Here is a 19,627-nt window from a genome sequence, read left to right as displayed (position 1 = left end):
GTATGCTTGTTAATATAGAATTAGAAAATGCTGAAGATTTTGTCTTTATCAAACAACTTTTAGAGAAAATAAAAGGAGTGAAATCTGTTTCTGTAAAAGAAGAGGAAGAATTTTATGAAGACGGAACACCAAAATGGTTTATTGATAAACTGGCAGATTATGCAGATCGTCTGGAAGATAAAGACATGGTTTCAGAAGAGGAGTTTTTTTCATATGCAAGAAAAAAAGCGTGCGAATTATATTCTCGAAAGTAGCTAGCCGGAGTTATGAAAATATTCTTGAGTTTCTCTCCCAAACGTGGACTGAGAAAGAGATCGGTATTTTTATAGATGAAGCAGAAAAAGTAACAAATCAATTGAAGGAAGGTAAATTCCTACTTTTTCAAAAATATTCTAAAGACATCCGTTCAGCATTAATCGGCAAAAAACACGTAAGAATGTTCTTCCGAAAAGAAAGCGAGACTAAAATTAAAGTTCTACTGTTCTTCGATATGCGACAAGATCCACAAAAAATACTTGAATTGTTACAATAATAATTTATTTTAACTTTGTGTAAAATCAATACAATGAACCTTACCATAGAAATAGATAATAAAGAAGATTATTTTTTCGTTAAGCAGCTTTTAGAAAGACTGAAAGGAGTAAGAATTGTAGAAAATAATTATGAAATGGTTGAAGGTCTGCCTTCTCATATTTTTGAAGAGATTGAAAAATATGGGGAATCTATGAAAGATGAAGACATGATCTCGAAAAAGGATTTCTTTAAGTTTATTGATGAAGAAATATGCAGATTGAATTCTCAGAAATAGCAAAAAAAACTTTAGCCGAAAATATCGAATTTCTTAAGAGAGTTTGGACCAATCGTGAAGTTGTTATTTTCTTAGAAGATGTGAAAAGAATAACAAATGATCTTGAAAATGGAAAATATTCTCAGTTTCAAAGTTCCTTTCACAAGACGAAAAGTGTTTTAATCGGCAAAAAACACGTAAGAATGTTTTTCCGAAAAGAAAGCGAGACTAAAATTAAAGTTCTTCTGTTCTTCGATATGCGACAAGACCCACAAAAAATCCTTGATTTATTACAATGAAAAAACTGTTTTTCTTCTTTTCCGTCTTAATAATATTTTTCTCTTTTACAAAGGCAAAACATCCTTATCATGTAGGTTCTGTAGAAATTAATTACAATCAGAAATCCAAAACGTTTGAAATTACAGGACGTTTTTTTCTGGATGATCTGGAAAACGGACTGAATAATAAATACAGCAAATCACTTCATTTCAACGATCCGAAATTCAAAGCACAGCTCAACGAATCTCTTAAAAATTATTCTGCGGAATATTTTAAGTTAAAAGGCAATAATAAATTTCTGAACGTTAATTATGTAGGCTACGAAGAAGATCACGAATCCGTTAATGTTTACCTTGAATCTGAAAAAATAGACAATCCTAAAAAAGTAGAAGCAGCGGTAAGTTTTCTGTATAATTTGTTTGACGATCAGATCAATATTGTTCACATCATTGTTAACGGAAACCGAAAAAGTGAAAAATTAACTTATCCGAACCGTTATTTGTTTCAGCAGTTTTAAAAATTAATTTTCGAGCTGTAAAAGCGCATTGATTCCTTTGGCGTGTTCTGATAAATCAGAAAAAAAATCATCATAACATTCCTGAAGAAAATCTTTATTTTTTAAAAAAGCTTCGTGAACGGGAATATCAATGTTTAAATATTTTGCTTTGTTCAGAACGTTTCTCATGCTGTAGCCGATGTTTTTATCGCAGCGGTAATTGTAAAGCCAATCGCCTTCTTCCATTTTTTCAAGCATGATTCTGAAATTTTCGGGAAGAAATTCATAATTTTCATTCAAAACACGGTAAACTTTTTGGGAATGATTTTTCCAGCCTTCCAAAGAGTTCAGACTTAAATCATTCGCTACAAAATAATCCATCGCAACATCCACAAAAGCTCCGGCATACAATCTTACCAAAGGCGCAAAAACTTTTTTAGCTTCGTGAATGGCGGGATGACCATCTGTAAACGTATCTATGGCGCGGTGTAAAGTAATGCCATCCTGAATATCTTTCGGAAAAGAATAACGGTCTCTGTTTCGGATAAAATCTTCCAGAAACTGACCGACAATCTGTCCGTCTGTAAAGGTAAGGAAGGAGTGCGCCAAATAATTCATAAACGAATATAGAAATTTTTAGCCAGAATTTCACCGTTGCGGTGTGTTTCTGCCCAAACTCCTTTTTCAGTTTCAGAATAGCTGAAATCGATGGGATGGATAATAATTTTTTCTTGGGAAAAAAGACTTACCAAAAGTTCGCCATCACCGACGGAACATTGTAACTGAACAGGAAAGGAAAACGGATTCTGAAGCTGCAGATCTTTATAACCGTAAACTACGGTACAGTCTGAACCTAAAGGTGTAAAACGCTCATGATCCTTATAAATATCTATGGAATGCGGATATCTTTCAATGATTTTTAAACCTGACTGTAATGCTAAAAAGTATAAAATTGAAGAAAACTGACAAATTCCGCCTCCAAAATCACTCGAAATATGATCTTTAATTAAATTTCTTCCTTCTTTAAAGCCATTACTTTTACTAGGCTTTCCGGTCAGTTTCCAGAAAGAAAAGACTTCGTTGGGATGAATAATGAGATGGTTGGTTTTTTCTCCGACAATCTTCAGATTATGAAGTTTGTTCTCATAAAATTCTCCTTTTTTTATGACCTGCCGAAGCTCAATTTTATATTCTCCGATGTTTTCGGAACTGTAGTCTTTTGAATAAACATATTTTGTTTTTCGTTCACCGAAATACCGCTGCAATAATTTCAACTGCAATTTCCAATGATGGGGAATCCATTTTTTTATCTGCTGTTTCATCGTTTTTCTAAAACAGCAATTTGATAGGAAGCCCAGTTTTTCAGAACGGTTTTACACAGAAAAATATCCAGAGACAGAAAATATCTTCTCAGTTTTTTCGGAATCCTGTGAATTGGGAACAGTAAAACTCCGGCTGTATTTTTAATTTTCCATCGTTTTCCGGATAATTCAGAAATTTCTTTGGGTGTAAAACTGTTTCCTGCGTGCCAATCTTCCTGTGGAGAAACAACTTTTCGTCTGTTTTTCGTAGGATAATCGAAAATTAAAGTTCCGTTTTTGATTAATTTCGAAAAGCATTCATCTAAAAAAGCTTCCGTTTCCTTTCTGTTTTGATGCATGATGACATGGAAACAGAAAATACAGTCAAATTCATCCACAAAAGGGATTTTTGAAATTTCTCCTTTCGTTAAAATTTTTTCAGGATATTTTTGTCGTGCAATATTCAGCATTTCTTCACTGAAATCTGCGCCGTGAGTGGCAAAATTCAGTAATCTTCCTGTTCCGCAACCTAAATCCAGAATTTTTAAGTAGTTTTTATTTTTAAAAAAGGAATTTAAAAAAGCTCTTTCCTGTTCATCGATGTATTTTCCGTAGGAATTCCCGAAACGGTTTTCGTCATAGGTTTTTGCAAGATGATTATAGTAATTGAGAATGTTGGTTTTCATCATTTAATATTTTGTGTTTTTAATTAAAATAATCTTTCATGAAAATCCTCAATTTTGCTTACTTCTTCTATTTTAATCCCAAATTTTTTCTTCGGTAATTTGTTCAGATTAGAAATGAAAATCTTTTCGTAGCCCAATTTCTCCGCTTCGGTAATTCTCTGTTCCGCCTGTGCAATCGGACGGATTTCGCCACTTAAACCAATTTCTCCCGCAAAACAGTAATGCTCGGAAATTGCAATATCTTCATTCGATGAAAGAATGGAAGCGACAACCGCTAAATCTAAAGCCGGATCATCGGTTTTTATTCCTCCGGTAATATTTAAGAAAACGTCTTTTGCTCCGAGTTGGAAACCTGCTCTTTTTTCGAGAACCGCGAGAAGCATATTTAATCTTTTGGCATCAAAACCAGTGGAACTTCTCTGCGGTGTTCCGTAAACTGCAGTGCTTACCAAAGCCTGAATTTCCAACAGCATCGGACGGTTTCCTTCCAAAGTTACAGCTACAGAATTTCCGGAAAGTTCTTCAAATTTTTTGGTGATTAAGATTTCCGATGGATTTTTAATTTCCTTTAAACCCTGAGAAATCATTTCATAAATCCCGATCTCGGAAGTCGATCCGAAACGGTTTTTGTTGGCTCTCAATAATCTGAAAAGATGATTTCTGTCGCCGTCGAAATTCAAAACCACATCCACCATGTGTTCCAGAACTTTCGGACCTGCAATTTGTCCGTCTTTCGTGATGTGACCTACCAAAAATACAGGAACATTGTTTTCTTTGGCGTATTTAATAATCTCATTGGAGCATTCGCGGATCTGGGAAACCGTTCCCGGCGAACTTTCAATCAGTTGTGACTGCAATGTCTGAATGGAATCGATAATCACAAAGTCGGGCTCCAGTTTTTTAGCTTCATGAAGAATTTTTTCCAGATTGGTTTCTGTAAACAAAAAGCAGTTGGGATTTTGGATATCAGTCAAACGGTCGGCTCTCATTTTAATTTGAGAAGCACTTTCTTCCCCCGAAACATAGAAAACTTTTTTCTTCATTTTCAAAGCCAATTGAAGGAGCAGGGTAGACTTACCGATTCCCGGTTCTCCACCGATCAGCGTAACAGATCCTAAAACAATTCCGCCTCCCAAAACCCGGTTGAGCTCTTCGGAAGGTGTTTTTATTCTCGGTTCTTCATTGGTTTCAACTTCTACGATATTGATGACGTGCTGTTTTGTTTTTGAAAAAGGCGGAGTCTTGTGTGAAGTTGTTTTTTCCACTACTTCTTCCACCAAGGTATTCCATTGTCCGCAGTTTTTGCACTGTCCCATCCATTGGGAATACTGGGTTCCGCAGTTCTGACAGAAATATGCTGTTTTGAGTTTTGCCATACTGCGAAGTTCAAAATTTTTTTTGAATTTTTCTTTCGAATTTTAATTAATTTTCGGCTATGAAAAATATCTTGCTGAAAAGTGCCCAGATTTTCGTGTTGATGACTTTTATAAACTTCATATTGAGTGTATTGATTTTATACATTTTCACATTATCTGGAGGAAGTTTTGGAATGCATTCTTTTTTAATACTTATAGAATGTGGTTTTGTTTCGGGTGTGTCATTTATAACAGTTATCATCTTTAAAAGAAATTATCATTCTGTCTTAAGTATGGCACTTCTGTTTGAAATTATTTATCTTATTTGTTTGATTTTGTCAGGCTTCAATCCTTTCGGAACAAAAGAGGAGCATATCTTCAGCTTATTAATTTATTTAAATTCATTGATTACATTTGGTGTAATCTGTCTTTTTAATTTTCTTTATTTAAAAATAATTACATCTGATTTAAAAAAATAAAATATATCAATAGTACGTTGTTATAAGCAACTTACCTTTGTACAGGAATTAATTCAAAATATTATATAATGAAAAAATTACTTTTAACTGTTGTATTTACATTACTCGGTGTTTTCAGTTTTGCACAGACAGACTGGGCTGTAGATCCGATGCATTCTTCTGCTAATTTCAACATCAAACATATGGGAATCAGCTTTGTGCAGGGAAGATTTGATAAGTTTGACGGGAAGGCTTCCACAAAGGGCAATACTTTAGAAAATGCAGACCTGAATTTTACAGTTGAGGTAAATACCATTAATACAGGGGTTGAAATGAGAGATAAGCATTTGAAAAGCGAAGATTTTTTTAGTGCGGAAAAATATCCGACGATGAGTTTTTCAACCATTTCTCTTACCAAAGATAAAAACAATACGTATACTTTAAAAGGAAAACTGACGATTAAAGATGTTACGAGAGATATTACAGTACCGGTAACTTTTGGCGGTGTTACAAAAAACCAGCAGGGAAAAGAAGTGATGGGAATTCAGGCAGCATTTAAAGTAAATCGTCTGGATTACGATATCAAATACGATCCTACCGGAGCAGGTATGGCTAAAGATGTCGATGTTAATTTGTATTTTGAGTTAACGAAGATATAGTTTTCATATATATCATTTGGTTTAGAAAAGGTTTTCAATTTATTGGGAGCCTTTTTTTTCTTATAATGCTTGTCCAATAAGAGTGTTATCATTAAAATCGAAATCTTTTATAATTGTGCAGTTTTTAATAATTACATCGCGAATATAAGCTTTTACAGATTTAGGTTTATTATCGGAAATTCTTGCATTATTTTTAAAAACTATAACTTCACAATGAGGATACATACACTCTGTAGGAGAATGAATGATTTTAAATGTAAATTGATCTACAGAGCCTTCAGGTGTAAAAGATTGTGATAAAATGTAATTTGAATTTATGCTAACTATTCCAAAATTAAAAAAATGGTCATCACAATTTTTAGCATTAACATTATACAGAACATCAATTGGACTAGAATATTTTTCTCTATTACATGAGTCATCTTTTATTGGAAAAATAATTGCTGAAATTTCTCTCTCATTAATTTTATTTTGATCTATTGGTATCCTGACTCTTCTATATAAGTTTTCATTTTCAAAATTTTCATCAATCGGTTTTCCCTCCCAATGTAAATTGTTTGGAATACAAATTTCATCGCATTTACTCATTCTTGATTATTGTATTTTTTTCTATGACTTGTAATAAATTAATAATTTGATCTTTTGTAAAATCCCATGCTTTTCGACTATTATTCTCATTATTACGAATCAATAAAACAATATCATTATCATGAAAAAACTCGATTAAAAAATAATTTTCTTGGTATAAAAATTCAATAAGATAACTTTCATTTGTTTCTTTGTGTTTAATTTTTTGAATATTTAAGTTTAAGAGATTAAGATATTTACTTGTAAATTTTGCACTAGCTAAAGCTTTATCTTCTTTTTGATCTTCTCTAATAATTTCATTATTATAAAATCTAATCATACTTGAGCTATTACTTCTAGGGAATATTCTTTTGCTTTTTCTTTTTTTGCCAAAAATTATTTTATTAAAATCAGATTTTCTTGCTTTTGCTATAATCATTCTAAAATTACTAATTCCATAGTATCCGTTATAAATAGGAATGTATAATTCTCTTATTTGGGAGTAAAGAGGCTTGTGGGTATTTTTAGAATTTTCTATAGATTTATTAATGTGTTCTTTATCTATTATTGACATTTTAATTTAACTGATAATCAATAGTAAATATAATGAATTATTTTATTGTGACAAAAAATTGACTTGTATCTCTTTTTCCCCTAACTTTGCACAAACCTAATCTAATGAGTAAAAAGAATACTAAGTACATCTTTGTGACAGGAGGTGTAACTTCATCTTTGGGAAAGGGAATCGTTTCAGCTTCTCTTGGACTTCTACTAAAATCGCGTGGCTTCAATGTAACTATTCAAAAGCTTGATCCTTATATCAATATCGATCCGGGAACTTTGAATCCTTACGAACACGGAGAATGCTATGTAACCGAAGATGGTGCGGAGACGGATCTGGATTTAGGTCACTACGAGCGTTACCTTGATGCTCCTACTTCCCAAAACAATAACGTTACGACAGGAAAAATCTACCAGACGGTAATCGAAAAGGAAAGAAAAGGAGATTTCCTTGGAAAAACTGTTCAGGTAATTCCTCATATTACGAACGAAATTAAACGCAGAATTAAAATCTTATCCAAACAGAACTACGATATCATTATCACAGAGATCGGGGGAACGGTAGGGGATATTGAATCTTTACCTTACATTGAAACAGTTCGTCAGTTGAAATGGGAACTGGGTGAGAAAAATTCTATGGTAATTCACCTTACTTTGTTGCCTTATCTGGCTTCCAGCGGAGAATTAAAAACAAAACCTTCTCAGCATTCCGTTCGTCAGTTGATGGAGAGCGGAATTATGGCGGATGTTTTGGTTTGCCGTACAGAACATAAGATCCCGAAAGATCAGAGAGCAAAACTGGCTCAGTTCTGTAATGTTCCTTTGGATAACGTGATCGAATGTAAAGATCTGGAAACGATCTATGAAGTTCCGATGTATCTTCAGAAACAGAATTTTGATGATGTGGTTCTTAAGGAATTAGATCTGAAAAGTGATAAAGAAGCGGATCTTAAGGACTGGAAATCATTCCTTAAAAAATTCCAGAATCCTAAAAAATCTGTCGAAATTGCGTTGGTTGGAAAATATGTTTCTCTTCAGGATTCATACATCTCAATTGCAGAAGCTTTCAAACATGCCGGAGCAGATCTTGAAACGGAAGTGAAAGTAAGATGGGTTTATAGTGGAGATTTAACTTCTGAAAATATTAAAGAAACTTTATCCGGAGTTAGCGGAATTTTGGTTGCACCGGGTTTTGGCGACAGAGGAATTGAAGGAAAAGTTCTTACGGCTCAATACGCAAGAGAAAATAAAATTCCGATGTTGGGAATTTGTTTGGGAATGCAAATCATGACGATTGAATTTGCAAGAAATGTTTTAGGGTACACTAAAGCGAACTCTATGGAATTCGATACTTCTACGGAGCATCCTGTAATTTCTTTAATGGAAGAACAGAAAAATGTTGTAGACAAAGGGGGAACAATGCGTCTTGGAGCATGGAAGTGTTCCCTGAAAAACGGTTCTAAATTAAACGAAATCTACGGGGCGAAAAATATTACGGAAAGACACCGTCACAGATATGAATTCAACAGCGATTACATTGGAGAATTCGAGAAAAACGGTTTCTTAGCAACGGGAACAAACCCTGAAACAGGATTGGTGGAAGCGTTGGAAATGCCGGATCATCCGTTTTATGTAGGCGTTCAGTATCACCCTGAATACAAAAGTACGGTGGCTACACCGCATCCTTTATTCAGAGCTTTTATTAAAGCATGTACTTCAAAATAAAGTAATTTAAAAATTACAAACGTCATAAATAAACTCAGACTGATTATTCTCAGCCTGAGTTTATTATATAGTAATGCATTAAAGAATAGAGTTTTGATAAAAAAACAGTATTTTTGTCGACTCGAAAATGTATAGCGTTTACTATATATTATTTAATAGGTAAAAATTTTAATTAAAGATAAAATGCAACAGAACAACGGACTCGATAAAAGTCAGATTATTAGTTTTGCGGTTTTATGCTTAGTTCTTTTCGGTTTCATGTTTTATTTCCAAAACAAACAATCGAAAGAAGATGCAGTAAAAGCTCAGCAGCAGAAAACTGAACAGGCTAAAAATGCCGTAAAACAGACTCAGGCAACCAATATCAATCCAAATGTAACTCCCGGTTCAATTCAGACGGCAACTCTGGCGAATAATGAATTGAAAATTGAATTCAACAGTTTAGGAGGGCAGGTTTCTAAAGTGGAACTTGCAAAATACAAGGCATACGATCATAAAACAGATAACGCAGATCTTCCGCTTTATCTGATTACAAAAAATAACTCCAACTACGGTTTTCAGTTTAAAGACAAAACAGGGAAAATTATCAATACTAAAGATTTAGTTTTTGCTCCTGTTGTCAATGGAAATGTTGCGACTTTAACGGCAAATTATAATGGTGCTGTTATTCAGTTTGTATATTCATTAAACAATAATCCAAAAGCAGAACTGAAAGATCAGTATGCTTTAGATTTCAAAGTAAGAACACAGGGACTGGCAAAAATTACGTCTGATAATAAAGCAGATTTTATCTGGGATTACAGTGTAAGAAACCTTGAGAAGGGTAGAGCGCAGGAACAGTCTCACTCAGAATTCTCGTATGCTTTCAATAATTATAAAGATTATGATTACGATGGAAGAACAACGATGGAAGAAGACAAAGAAACGCTTAACTGGATCGGGGTTAAACAGCAGTTCTTCGCTTCTGTAATTGAATCTAAAACAGGTTTTACCCAAAGCAAAGGAAATCAGGAAGCCATTGAAGAAGGGGAGTATCTGAAAAAATTAAACTATGAAGGTTTTGTTCAGATGACGGGAAGTGAACTGAATCAGGATTTCACGTGGTACTTTATGCCTTTGGATTTACCATTATTAAAAACATATGATAAAAACTTTGATGAAATTCTTCCTTTAGGATGGTCTTTCATCGGATGGATGAACCGTTATTTCTTTATGTGGCTTTACAGTGTAATTGCTGGATGGGGATTATCTGCAGGTTGGGTGATTTTCTTAATGACAATTATTGTGAAACTAATCTTATCGCCAATTATGTATAAACAGCACAAATTAAGCGCGATGATGAGAGTGATCCGTCCGGAAATTGATGAGGTAAATGCCAAATTCAAGGATGCAGATCCGATGAAAAAGCAGCAGGCTACGATGGAGGTTTATCGAAAAGCGGGAGTTAATCAGATGGCGGGATGTTTGCCGGCGTTGGTTCAGATTCCTATTTTCTATGCATTATTCCGTTTCTTTCCAAACTTTATTGATCTTAGAGGTAAAGGATTCTGGTTTGCAAAAGATTTAACGGCTTATGATGATTTGATAAAATTGCCTTTTAAAGTTCCTTTCCTTGGAGACCATTTAAGTGTTTTCGCTTTGGCCTGTACCGTGGTGATCTTAATTTACACCGTAATGACTTCAGGAAATATGCAGCAGCCACAACAGGAAGGTATGCCAAATATGAAGGTCCTAATGTACATCTTCCCGGTTACCTTCTTATTCTTCCTGAATACTTCAGCATCCGGTCTTTCCTGGTATTATTTCGTATCAAATGCCATTAACATCTTAATAATCCTTGTTATTAAATATGTAATTCTGGATGAGAAGAAAATCCATGCGCAGATTCAGGCAAATAAAGAAAAGCCTAAAACGGAAGGGAAATTCCAGAAACGTATGAGAGAGATGATGGAGAAAGCTCAGGAACAACAGAAATCTCAGGAGCAGCAAAGAAAAAAGAAATAGAATTTCTGAAAATATGAAAAAGAGAGGTAAATTTAATTTTGCCTCTCTTTTTTACTTCAAATATTCAATATTAGTCATATTTCAGTCTGAAAGACTGTCTGTGATATTTAGTCGGTCCGAATTTTATCAGAGCTTCCTGATGTTTTTTAGTAGCATAGCCAAAATTTGTGTTCCAGCCATATTCGGGATGCTCTTCATGAAGTTCGATCATTAATTTGTCTCTGTAATTTTTTGCTAAAATAGAAGCAGCAGCAATAGACAAGACTTTAGAATCTCCTTTGATAATACATTCATGAGGAATAAAATTGTAAGGATGAAATCTGTTTCCGTCTACTAAAATCAATTCAGGTCTTATTATTAATTTATCCAAAGCCTGATGCATGGCATGGATGCTTGCATTCAGTATATTATGCTGATCTATAAATGCGGGAGAAAGTTCTGCAACTGCGTAATCTTTAACATTATCTTTGATGTAGCTGTCAAGATCCATTCTTGTCTTAAAATTTAACTTTTTGGAATCGTTAACCAAATTTTGGTTAAAATTCTCATCTAAAATTACTGCAGCAGCTACCACAGGTCCGGATAAACAGCCTCGACCCACTTCATCACAACCTGCTTCAACATAAAAAATCGACCATTTTTTTATTAAATCCATAATTTTCGCTATTTCACCAAGGTAAAATCATGCAATATTAAAGATTTTTAACAAAATATTTGGTTACTTTAAGAAAGTTTTACATATTTGCAAATAATAAAAAATAATCAATTTAAATATGAAGAAATTAACAGCAAGTGTTCTACTTGTAGTTTTATCATCCTCTTTTGCTATGGTAAAAGCGCAAAATGGTGATACTCTAAGAACACAGAAAATTGAAGAAGTAGTTGTTACTGGCGCATTGGGTATTAAAAAGAGAGCAGATGAATTTACTGCTAGTAATAAAGTTGTTGGTTCTGCGGAACTTAATCAAGCAGCTAACCCTAATGCTGCTCAAGCTCTAATTGGTAAAGTTGGTGGTTTACAGATTAACACAACAAATAATTCAGTAGACTCTTCAACTAGAATAGTTTTAAGAGGTCCAAGATCTATAACGGGTAATAATCAAGCTTTAATTGTAATTGATAACGTAATATCAAGTTCAGCAGTATTCCAGCAGTTACCTCCGGAAATAATTGAAAATGTAAACGTTATAAAAGGTCCAGCAGGATCTGCTTTATACGGTGAAAAAGGTTCAAATGGGGTGATAATTGTTACCACTAAGCGTGGGGCAAAATCTGAGAAAATTCAGTTTAATATAACATCTTCTGTAGATATTTCTTCTGTATATAAATTACCTATTACACAAAATAGATATGGTAATGGAATTCAAGATGCAACCTACGGAAGTCAAGATTATGGAGGAACCAATTATGTTCCGTGGGAAAATACTTCTTGGGGACCTGCATTTTCTTCCTCTTTAGGTGGACAAATGGTTGCTTCCGGACTGCCAAATGCAGATGGTACTTTTGTAATGACTCCTTATCAATATAATAAAGATAACATAGGAAAGTTTTTTAAGAATGGGGTTATTATGCAGAATGGTGTTTCAATGAATGTTGGAGGTCCTGATTCTTATGCGTTCTTATCCATCAACAGAACTGAAAATGATTTCATGGTTGAAGGCGATAAACTTAAAAGAAATTCAATCCTTTTTAAGGGTGGAAAGAAGTTTGGGAAATTACGAATTGATGGGAATTTTAACTTAATTGATCAAAGAACAACACAAACTGATTCTAATTTATACGATGATTTAATTCAAACACCTAATACTGTTAATGTGAGAGATTTTAGGGATAGGGGGCTTGAAGGACATTGGACAGCATATGCACAGAATCCATATTGGACTATAGCGAATGTTAGGGATAACAGACAATCTACTTATTTTAATGCTATTATAGGTGTTGAATATGCATTTACAGATCATATTAGCTTATCATATAATGGTAACCTTAATACTTCCGCTTCTACAGGTACAAGTTATAATAATGGATTTGCTTTTGAAACCATTTATGATAATACTGGTACTGGTATAGACGGTTTAGGGTTACATGATTTTGGTCAAACGGATATAAGATCAAATTTTTTCCAAAGTACTAGCAGAACAAGAAATTATTATGGAGACTTAATGTTGAACTTCAATTATGAGTTATCAAGTGATTTTGGTTTAAAGGCTAATTTAGGAAATAATATTCAGGATAACTATAATACATATAATCAAGTTGGAGGATATGATCTTCAGACTCCTGGCTTCTATAATATTAATAATGTGTTAACTCCTGAGAAATTTTATAATTTATCAAACGGATTCATTAGAAATAGATCTTTTGCTGTTTTCGCTAACGTGGATTTATCATTCAGAGATTATTTATTTTTAAATGCAACTTACAGATATGAAAAAAGTTCTGTAACTTCAGATTATAAAATTCCAGATAATAATAAAGGATATTCTTATTATTCAGCTGGACTATCATTCATTGCTACCAAAGCATTCCCATCAATTAAAAATGATATACTTAACTATGCTAAATTGACGGGAGCCTATACAAGAACAGGAAATACATCAAATGTTGCTCCTTACGCAATTGATCAAATAGGAGTTTTCCCTACAGGTTACCCTTTTAACTCCTTATCTTCGTATATATTTGCAACATCGAAAACGTCAAGAGATGTAAAACCTGAATACCCTGAAACTTTTGAAGCAGGATTAAATTTAGGCTTATTTAAAGACAGGATCACTATTGAGGCTTCAGCTTATCATACTAAAACAGCTGATCTAATCACATTCGGAAATGTTTCTAATGCGTCTGGTATCGCAAGATTACAAGATAATGTTGGAGATATGACTAACAGAGGGTTTGATGTTGACTTGGGTTTAATTCCGATTAAAACTTCTGATTTCGAATGGAGATTGGGAGGATCATTTACCACTTATAAAACAAAAGTTACTGATTTGGGAGAAGGAATTGACGAGGTTAACTTGCTAAGCTATTCATCCCCGGCTGTAGGTATTTTTGCGATAAAGGGACAAGAAAGCCAAATGATTAAAGGTACAAAATATCAAAGAGATCCAAATGGAAATATAATTGTTGGTGCAAATGGAGTACCTTTAACAACTTCTACTTTTGAAGTATTAGGAAAAGTAAATCCTGATTACATTATTGGAATGACTACTTCAATTCGGTATAAAGGCTTTACATTATCTGGTGTAGCTGATTACAGAACTGGTAATAGTTTTGTTTCCATTACAAAAAGATTATTAGGCTTTACTGGTGGATTAGAGAAAACAGCAGAATTTGACAGATCGCAAGGATATATAGTTCCAGGTTCTGTTCAAAACACTGGTACTGCTGCAAACCCTATTTATACACCTAATAGTACACCTGTTTTAGGTCTTAATAATTATACTGGAGTTACTAACTATTTTACAGGTGCATATCTTTCAACAGGTGAGGAATTTGTAGTAGACGGAACAGCATTGAAAGTAAGAGAAATTGCACTTAGCTATAAAATTCCTTCTTCAGTGCTAAGTAATACATTTATTAACAGTATGACATTGGGAGTTTACGCAAGAAATCCTTTTGTTATATATGCAAAAGATAATAGAAATTATGCAGATCCAGAAACTTCAAGTACAACAGGAAATGCTGCTGGTGTAGCACTTACAGGACAGTATCCGACTGCGAGAAACTTTGGTTTCAACATTAATGTAACTTTTTAAAAAAAATTGAAAATGAAAAAATTTAAGATAATTGTATCCTTATTGTTAATAGGCGCAATGACGACATCTTGTAATGATTACTTAGATGTAAACGAAAATCCTAACCAAATTCACGAAGATGCACTTTCTCCTCAGTTAGTATTTCCGGGAGCCGTTTCACAGATTTACAGAACGCAGGCAAATACTATGATGCAATTCGGTAATGTGATGATGAATAGCTGGGCAGGTAATTCTTATGTTTTTGGTAGCCCATTTGCGAAAGAATATACACTGAGTGCTGTTGATAACTCTTTTTACAATGGTATTTGGAATGGAATTTATCTAAATGTTAATAACTTTGTATATATAGAAAATATTGCTAATGCTGATCATAAATATGATAATTATGTCGCTATGGCAAAAATTATGAAAGCGTATTACTTACAAACAATAGTAGATTTGTATGGAGATATACCATATTCAGAAGCTTTCAAAGGACAAGATAATCTTACTCCGAAATATGATAATGACGAGACAGTTTATCAAAGTTTATATAAAAATTTAGAAGAAGCTACTACATTAATACAAGCAGGGAACCCTGCAGCTTTGGTGCCTACTTCGGATGATATTGTTTTTCAAGGTAATATGACCAATTGGAATTCATTTGCTAATAGTGTTAAATTAAGAATGTTGCTAAGAATGAGTAAAGTAACAGGCACAATGGCAACATTTAGAGATCAAAAGTTAGCTGCTTTGAGTTCTGCAATTAATTCAGGACAAAGTTTTATATCGGTTGACGTATTGGAGAATCCAGGTTATTCACCTTCTTCAGATGATAATATGAATCCATTTTTCTTAACTTGGAGAATAAATTCAGCTTCAAGTGCGCCTCAAAACTATAGCTTAATTACAGTTTCTGAGCATATGGCTGTATCTTTAAATGGTAATCCAAATTCATTTTCCGAGTCTTATTATCAGAAATTCAATGCTCTTCCAGATCCAAGAAGATCTAGATTATTTACTACAGTTGCTTATACAGGTTTACCAGCAGGATCTTTGAAAGGTGTAAGACAAGGTGCAACACCTGGACAACCTGGAGCTCCTTCAGATCTTACAACAGTATCTAGATTGGCGAGTGGTAACTTTTCAGGTGCAGCTGCATTGTCGCTTACTTCTGGTAATAGAGGAGGAGTTATAATGTCTTTAGCAGAGAGTAAATTTTTACAAGCGGAAGCAGCACTTAGATATCCTTCATTATTTTCAGGTGCTCAAACAGCATTCAATGCAGGAATTAACGCTTCAGCTGTATGGCTAGGTCTTACGGCTACTAGTATGACTTCATATATTAATAATGCCAATACAAGACCAGGGCTTGGTTGGACTGGTACTGATGCTCAAAAACTTGAAGCCATAATGACGCAAAAGTGGATAGCATTAACTAACGTTAACCCTACAGAGATGTTTATAGAATATAATAGAACAGGCTTCCCAATTACACCATTGGCTACCAGTGCTTCTATGCCAAATAAACCTTATAGATTAATTTATCCTGTTTCTGAATATGTAGGAAATTCAGCAAATGTTCCAAACATTTCTAGCGCAGAGGCATTTACTAAGAATTCTAAGACTCCATTCTGGAATCAAAACTAATTTTTGCTAAGCAAATTTTAATACAAAACCGCCTTCGGGCGGTTTTTTTTACTTCCAAGTGTTAAAATTTATTTTTTCTGAAAAATAAATATATGTCACGCATTATATTTATTTATTATTTTAATAGATATTTTTTTAATTAATATTCTAAATGATTCATTATCAGTTATTAAAGGTATTTTTTTTATAAAGTTTTTTAATTTACTTAATATCACTTCTTTTTTTAATAAATAATAAAATTTGATGTAATTATTGTTAATGATATTTGTTAATTTGATTGGTTTTAACTTTTTTTATTAAATTATTTTGATTTATTAATGAGATTATTTGACTGAATGTTAAATTTAGCTAATTTTATTTTGTACTGAATGTAAAATTTCACATATTTGTGATTAGCAAATATAATTTGATATGAAGAAATTAACAGCAGGAATACTAATACTGGTATTATCCTCATCTCTAGCTGTGTCAAATGCTCAGCAAAAGAAGAATGATACGGTAAGAACACAAGAAATTGAAGGTGTGGTCGTAACTGCACTCGGTATTAAAAGAGATAAAAAATCATTAGGCTATTCTACTCAGCAAATCAAAGCTGATGCGATTACCGACGGTGTCAATACAGGTAATATTGCCAATCAGCTAGTTGGTAAAGCAGCAGGTCTGAATGTTTCAACAACAACCAACTTTGGAGGTTCTGCCAATATTGTAATCAGAGGTAATAAATCAATTGTCTCTAATAATCAGGCATTGATCGTTATTGATGGGGTTCCTATTGACAACAGAAATAACTTTAGCGAGAGGTATGACTATGGTAATAACCTTTCCGACATCAATCAGGCAGATATCGAAAGTGTTAACGTTTTGAAAGGTGCTGCAGCTTCGGCACTTTATGGTGAGCGTGCAGGAAATGGAGTTATCTTAATTACAACTAAAAAAGGGCGATCAAGAAACGGAAGAGTAGGGATTACGCTTTCTTCTGAAATTCAGGTGGGTTCGATCGATAAAAATACCTTTGCAAAATATCAGGATAAATATGGTGCAGGATATGGTCAATATTTTGATGAAGACGCTGCAGGAAATTTATATGCTCCATTTTATGACGATGCCTCTTTAGGAAATGCATTTAATCCGAATTTAATGGTCTATCAATGGGATTCTTATGATCCTAATTCTCCTAATTTTGGAAAAGCATACGCGTGGCAGGCTGCAAAACATACTCCCGCAGATTTTTTTGAAACTGCTACCAATTATGTAAATACAGTGAGTCTGGAGTCTGGTAATAATGATTCCAATATTTTGGTGAATTATACCAATTTCCTTTCAAATGGAGTTCTTCCTAATTCCGAGCAAAAGAAAAATACGATTTCGGCAAAATTTAATCATAAATTCAATGATAAATTTGATGTTACGACCTATGCTTCCCTTACATTGCAGGATACTAAAGGAAGAAACTCTACGGGATATGGGGATAATATTATTACAGGATTCAGACAATGGTGGCAGAATAACGTAGATATTTATTCTTTAAGAGATGCCTATTCTAATTCAGGAGGACAAAATGTTACATGGAACAGAGTAAGTGCTGATGACGGAAGTCCAAAGTACTGGAATAACCCATATTTTGACAGATATCAGAATTATCAGACCGATAAAAGAAACAGATTCTTTGGATATTTGATGCTGAATTATAAAGTGACTCCGGATTTAACGATCACAGGAAGAATGTCATCAGATACCTACGATCAGAAAAATGAAACAAGAAAGCAATTAGGAAGTATGCCTGAATCCTTCGGATTGTCTGGCAAATCTGTTTCTTCGGGATATGAACTTGAAAATATCCGTTCTTCAGAGATTAACTTTGATGTGTATGGTGCTTATAATAAAAAGTTCGATGATTTAAGTGTAACAGGGTTATTAGGGACTAGTTACAGAAGAAACTACATTGAAGCGGTTAGAAACTCTACAGAAGGAGGATTAATTTTACCAAACGTTTGGGCACTTAACAACACAGCAGAAGCTCCGTTACCTGCACAGGAAGATCTGGCTAAAAATGTAACAATGGGAGCTTATGCACAGGCATCATTAGGTTATAAAGACACTTATTTTGTAGAAGGTTCTTATCGTGTTGATAAATCTTCCAACCTTGCTCAGAACAGTAATGTGTATGGCTATCCATCGGTATCTGCATCAGTAATACTTTCAAATCTTGTTAATCAGGATTGGCTTTCATTCTTAAAGCTTAGAGGAAATTATGCTAAAGTAGGTAAGTCTACAGACAATTACAGATTGTTCGACCAATATACCATCTTAGGTATTTTCGGTAAAATTCCTATGGTAAGTGCAAATACTGTGAAAAATAACCCTAATCTAAAGCCCGAATCCTCAAATGAATATGAATTTGGTTTAGAAGGAAGCTTCCTTAAAAACAGAATAGGTTTTGACTTGGCCTATTACGACACCCGTACAATTAACCAGATTGTTAGAGCAGATGTTTCCAACTCGACAGGGTATGCTTCTCAATGGTTGAATGCAGGAGAAATCCAAAATAAAGGGATCGAATTATCTTTAAACTTAACACCTTTTAAATCGAAAAATTTCTCTTGGGATATAAATCTGAACTGGTCTAAAAACAAAAGCAGTGTACTTAAGTTAACCGAAGGATTAGATAATTTATTGCTGCAAAGTGTGCAGGGAGAAGTTTCTTATAATGCATTTGTAGGACAGCCTTTCGGAATTATTAAAGGAACAGATTATGTATACCTGAATGGTCAGCCGGTTGTAGAAGACGGAGTATATGCTAGAGCTGAAGATCAGGTTATTGGAAATATTAATCCGGATTGGATTGGTGGTATAAGAAATACAATCAGTTATAAAGGAGTAAGTTTAAGCTTCCTGATCGATGGACAGAAAGGTGGAGATATTTTCTCAACCGACCTTTATTATGGTTTAGGAACGGGAATTTATCCGGAAACCGATTTTCCGGACAGAAACAATGTTATTTTAGCAGGGGTAAATCCTGACGGAACTCCTAATACAACTCCGATTCCTTTAGCAGATACAGGAGAATTGATGGGAGGAATTTCTGTAATGCCGGCAAAAGCATTCATCTATGATGCTTCTTTCATCAAATTAAGAGAAGCTTCTTTAACCTTTAACTTACCAAAAGACTGGTACAGCGGAACATTTATAAACGATATGAAGTTCTCTATCATCGGAAGAAACCTTTGGATTATTCACAAGAACTTACCTTACGCAGATCCGGAATCAGGATTAAGAGCAGGTTTGCTTTCAAGAGGCTATTCAGTAGGAGCAATGCCTACCGTAAGAACTTTCGGATTTAATTTTACAGCTAAATTTTAAAAAAA

17 protein-coding genes are annotated in these 19,627 nt (G+C 33.9%); 10 read left to right on the top strand and 7 right to left on the bottom strand.

The window, feature by feature from the left end; all coding sequences use genetic code 11:
* Nucleotides 1-2: 2 nt before the first annotated feature.
* From DD829_RS16600 to DD829_RS16580, 4 genes are all read left to right on the top strand, one after another.
* The gene (locus tag DD829_RS16600; RefSeq protein ID WP_108409190.1) at nt 3-254 is read left to right on the top strand and encodes a hypothetical protein; all 252 of its coding nucleotides are present in this window, start codon (nt 3-5) and stop codon (nt 252-254) included.
* Nucleotides 230-532, top strand: a complete 303-nt coding sequence (locus DD829_RS23745; RefSeq protein WP_116547950.1) for a hypothetical protein — start codon at nt 230-232, stop codon at nt 530-532. Before DD829_RS16600 ends, DD829_RS23745 begins: the two co-directional genes overlap by 25 nt.
* Nucleotides 533-565: 33 nt before the next feature.
* A complete protein-coding gene (locus tag DD829_RS16590) occupies nt 566-808 on the top strand; it encodes a hypothetical protein (RefSeq protein WP_108409192.1) in 243 nt (80 codons plus the stop codon).
* Between the two features lie 274 nt (nt 809-1,082).
* A complete protein-coding gene (locus DD829_RS16580; RefSeq protein WP_108409194.1) occupies nt 1,083-1,583 on the top strand; it encodes a DUF6702 family protein in 501 nt (166 codons plus the stop codon).
* Between the two features lie 3 nt (nt 1,584-1,586).
* Here the strand turns inward: DD829_RS16580 and DD829_RS16575 are convergent, their stop codons facing one another.
* Genes DD829_RS16575 through radA form a run of 4 tightly spaced genes read right to left on the bottom strand, consistent with a single transcriptional unit; the run spans nt 1,587 to nt 4,925 of the window.
* Nucleotides 1,587-2,180, bottom strand: coding sequence for an ACP phosphodiesterase (locus tag DD829_RS16575; protein WP_108409195.1), 594 nt, complete (start codon nt 2,178-2,180; stop codon nt 1,587-1,589).
* Nucleotides 2,177-2,884 carry a VanW family protein gene (locus DD829_RS16570; RefSeq protein ID WP_108409196.1) on the bottom strand — a complete coding sequence of 236 codons (708 nt, stop codon included), beginning with the start codon at nt 2,882-2,884 and terminating at the stop codon, nt 2,177-2,179. The genes DD829_RS16575 and DD829_RS16570 overlap by 4 nt, the downstream gene beginning before the upstream one ends.
* Entirely contained in the window at nt 2,881-3,552 is a 672-nt protein-coding gene (locus DD829_RS16565) for a class I SAM-dependent methyltransferase (RefSeq protein WP_116547949.1), read from the bottom strand. Before DD829_RS16565 ends, DD829_RS16570 begins: the two co-directional genes overlap by 4 nt.
* 20 nt (nt 3,553-3,572) lie before the next feature.
* Nucleotides 3,573-4,925 (bottom strand): DNA repair protein RadA, encoded by a 1,353-nt coding sequence (gene radA / locus DD829_RS16560; RefSeq protein ID WP_076390791.1) that lies wholly within the window; start codon nt 4,923-4,925, stop codon nt 3,573-3,575.
* Nucleotides 4,926-5,451: 526 nt separating this feature from the next.
* Between radA and DD829_RS16545 the strand changes: the two genes are divergently transcribed.
* The gene (locus tag DD829_RS16545) at nt 5,452-6,021 is read left to right on the top strand and encodes a YceI family protein (RefSeq protein ID WP_108410995.1); all 570 of its coding nucleotides are present in this window, start codon (nt 5,452-5,454) and stop codon (nt 6,019-6,021) included.
* 60 nt (nt 6,022-6,081) lie between these two features.
* Here the strand turns inward: DD829_RS16545 and DD829_RS16540 are convergent, their stop codons facing one another.
* Together DD829_RS16540 and DD829_RS16535 are read right to left on the bottom strand one after the other, a co-directional pair.
* Nucleotides 6,082-6,609: a hypothetical protein gene (locus DD829_RS16540; RefSeq protein WP_116547948.1), complete on the bottom strand. Its 528-nt coding sequence runs from the start codon at nt 6,607-6,609 to the stop codon at nt 6,082-6,084.
* Nucleotides 6,602-7,162 (bottom strand): hypothetical protein, encoded by a 561-nt coding sequence (locus DD829_RS16535; protein WP_116547947.1) that lies wholly within the window; start codon nt 7,160-7,162, stop codon nt 6,602-6,604. Before DD829_RS16535 ends, DD829_RS16540 begins: the two co-directional genes overlap by 8 nt.
* Before the next feature lie 104 nt (nt 7,163-7,266).
* On the opposite strand from DD829_RS16535, the gene DD829_RS16530 reads away from it, so the two are divergent.
* Both DD829_RS16530 and yidC read left to right on the top strand, forming a co-directional pair.
* Nucleotides 7,267-8,874 carry a CTP synthase gene (locus DD829_RS16530; RefSeq protein ID WP_116097087.1) on the top strand — a complete coding sequence of 536 codons (1,608 nt, stop codon included), beginning with the start codon at nt 7,267-7,269 and terminating at the stop codon, nt 8,872-8,874.
* 183 nt (nt 8,875-9,057) lie between these two features.
* Complete coding sequence (yidC, locus tag DD829_RS16525) at nt 9,058-10,878, top strand: membrane protein insertase YidC (RefSeq protein ID WP_116547946.1); 1,821 nt, start codon at nt 9,058-9,060, stop codon at nt 10,876-10,878.
* A gap of 70 nt (nt 10,879-10,948) precedes the next feature.
* Here yidC and DD829_RS16520 read toward each other — a convergent pair whose 3' ends face one another.
* Complete coding sequence (locus DD829_RS16520; RefSeq protein ID WP_076390797.1) at nt 10,949-11,533, bottom strand: ribonuclease HII; 585 nt, start codon at nt 11,531-11,533, stop codon at nt 10,949-10,951.
* A gap of 118 nt (nt 11,534-11,651) precedes the next feature.
* Here DD829_RS16520 and DD829_RS16515 point away from each other — a divergent pair, with 118 nt between their 5' ends.
* The 3 genes from DD829_RS16515 (at nt 11,652) to DD829_RS16505 (ending at nt 19,622) form a co-directional block, all read left to right on the top strand.
* Nucleotides 11,652-14,633: a SusC/RagA family TonB-linked outer membrane protein gene (locus DD829_RS16515; protein WP_116547945.1), complete on the top strand. Its 2,982-nt coding sequence runs from the start codon at nt 11,652-11,654 to the stop codon at nt 14,631-14,633.
* 12 nt (nt 14,634-14,645) lie between these two features.
* Nucleotides 14,646-16,262, top strand: coding sequence for a SusD/RagB family nutrient-binding outer membrane lipoprotein (locus DD829_RS16510; protein WP_108408879.1), 1,617 nt, complete (start codon nt 14,646-14,648; stop codon nt 16,260-16,262).
* A gap of 411 nt (nt 16,263-16,673) precedes the next feature.
* Nucleotides 16,674-19,622, top strand: a complete 2,949-nt coding sequence (locus DD829_RS16505; RefSeq protein WP_108408880.1) for a SusC/RagA family TonB-linked outer membrane protein — start codon at nt 16,674-16,676, stop codon at nt 19,620-19,622.
* Nucleotides 19,623-19,627 lie beyond the last annotated feature (5 nt).

The organism is Chryseobacterium sp. HMWF035, from assembly GCF_003094695.1.
GTDB lineage: Bacteria > Bacteroidota > Bacteroidia > Flavobacteriales > Weeksellaceae > Chryseobacterium > Chryseobacterium gambrini.
Note: the sequence above shows the minus strand (reverse complement) of the source record. Positions and strands in the feature narration are given on the sequence as shown.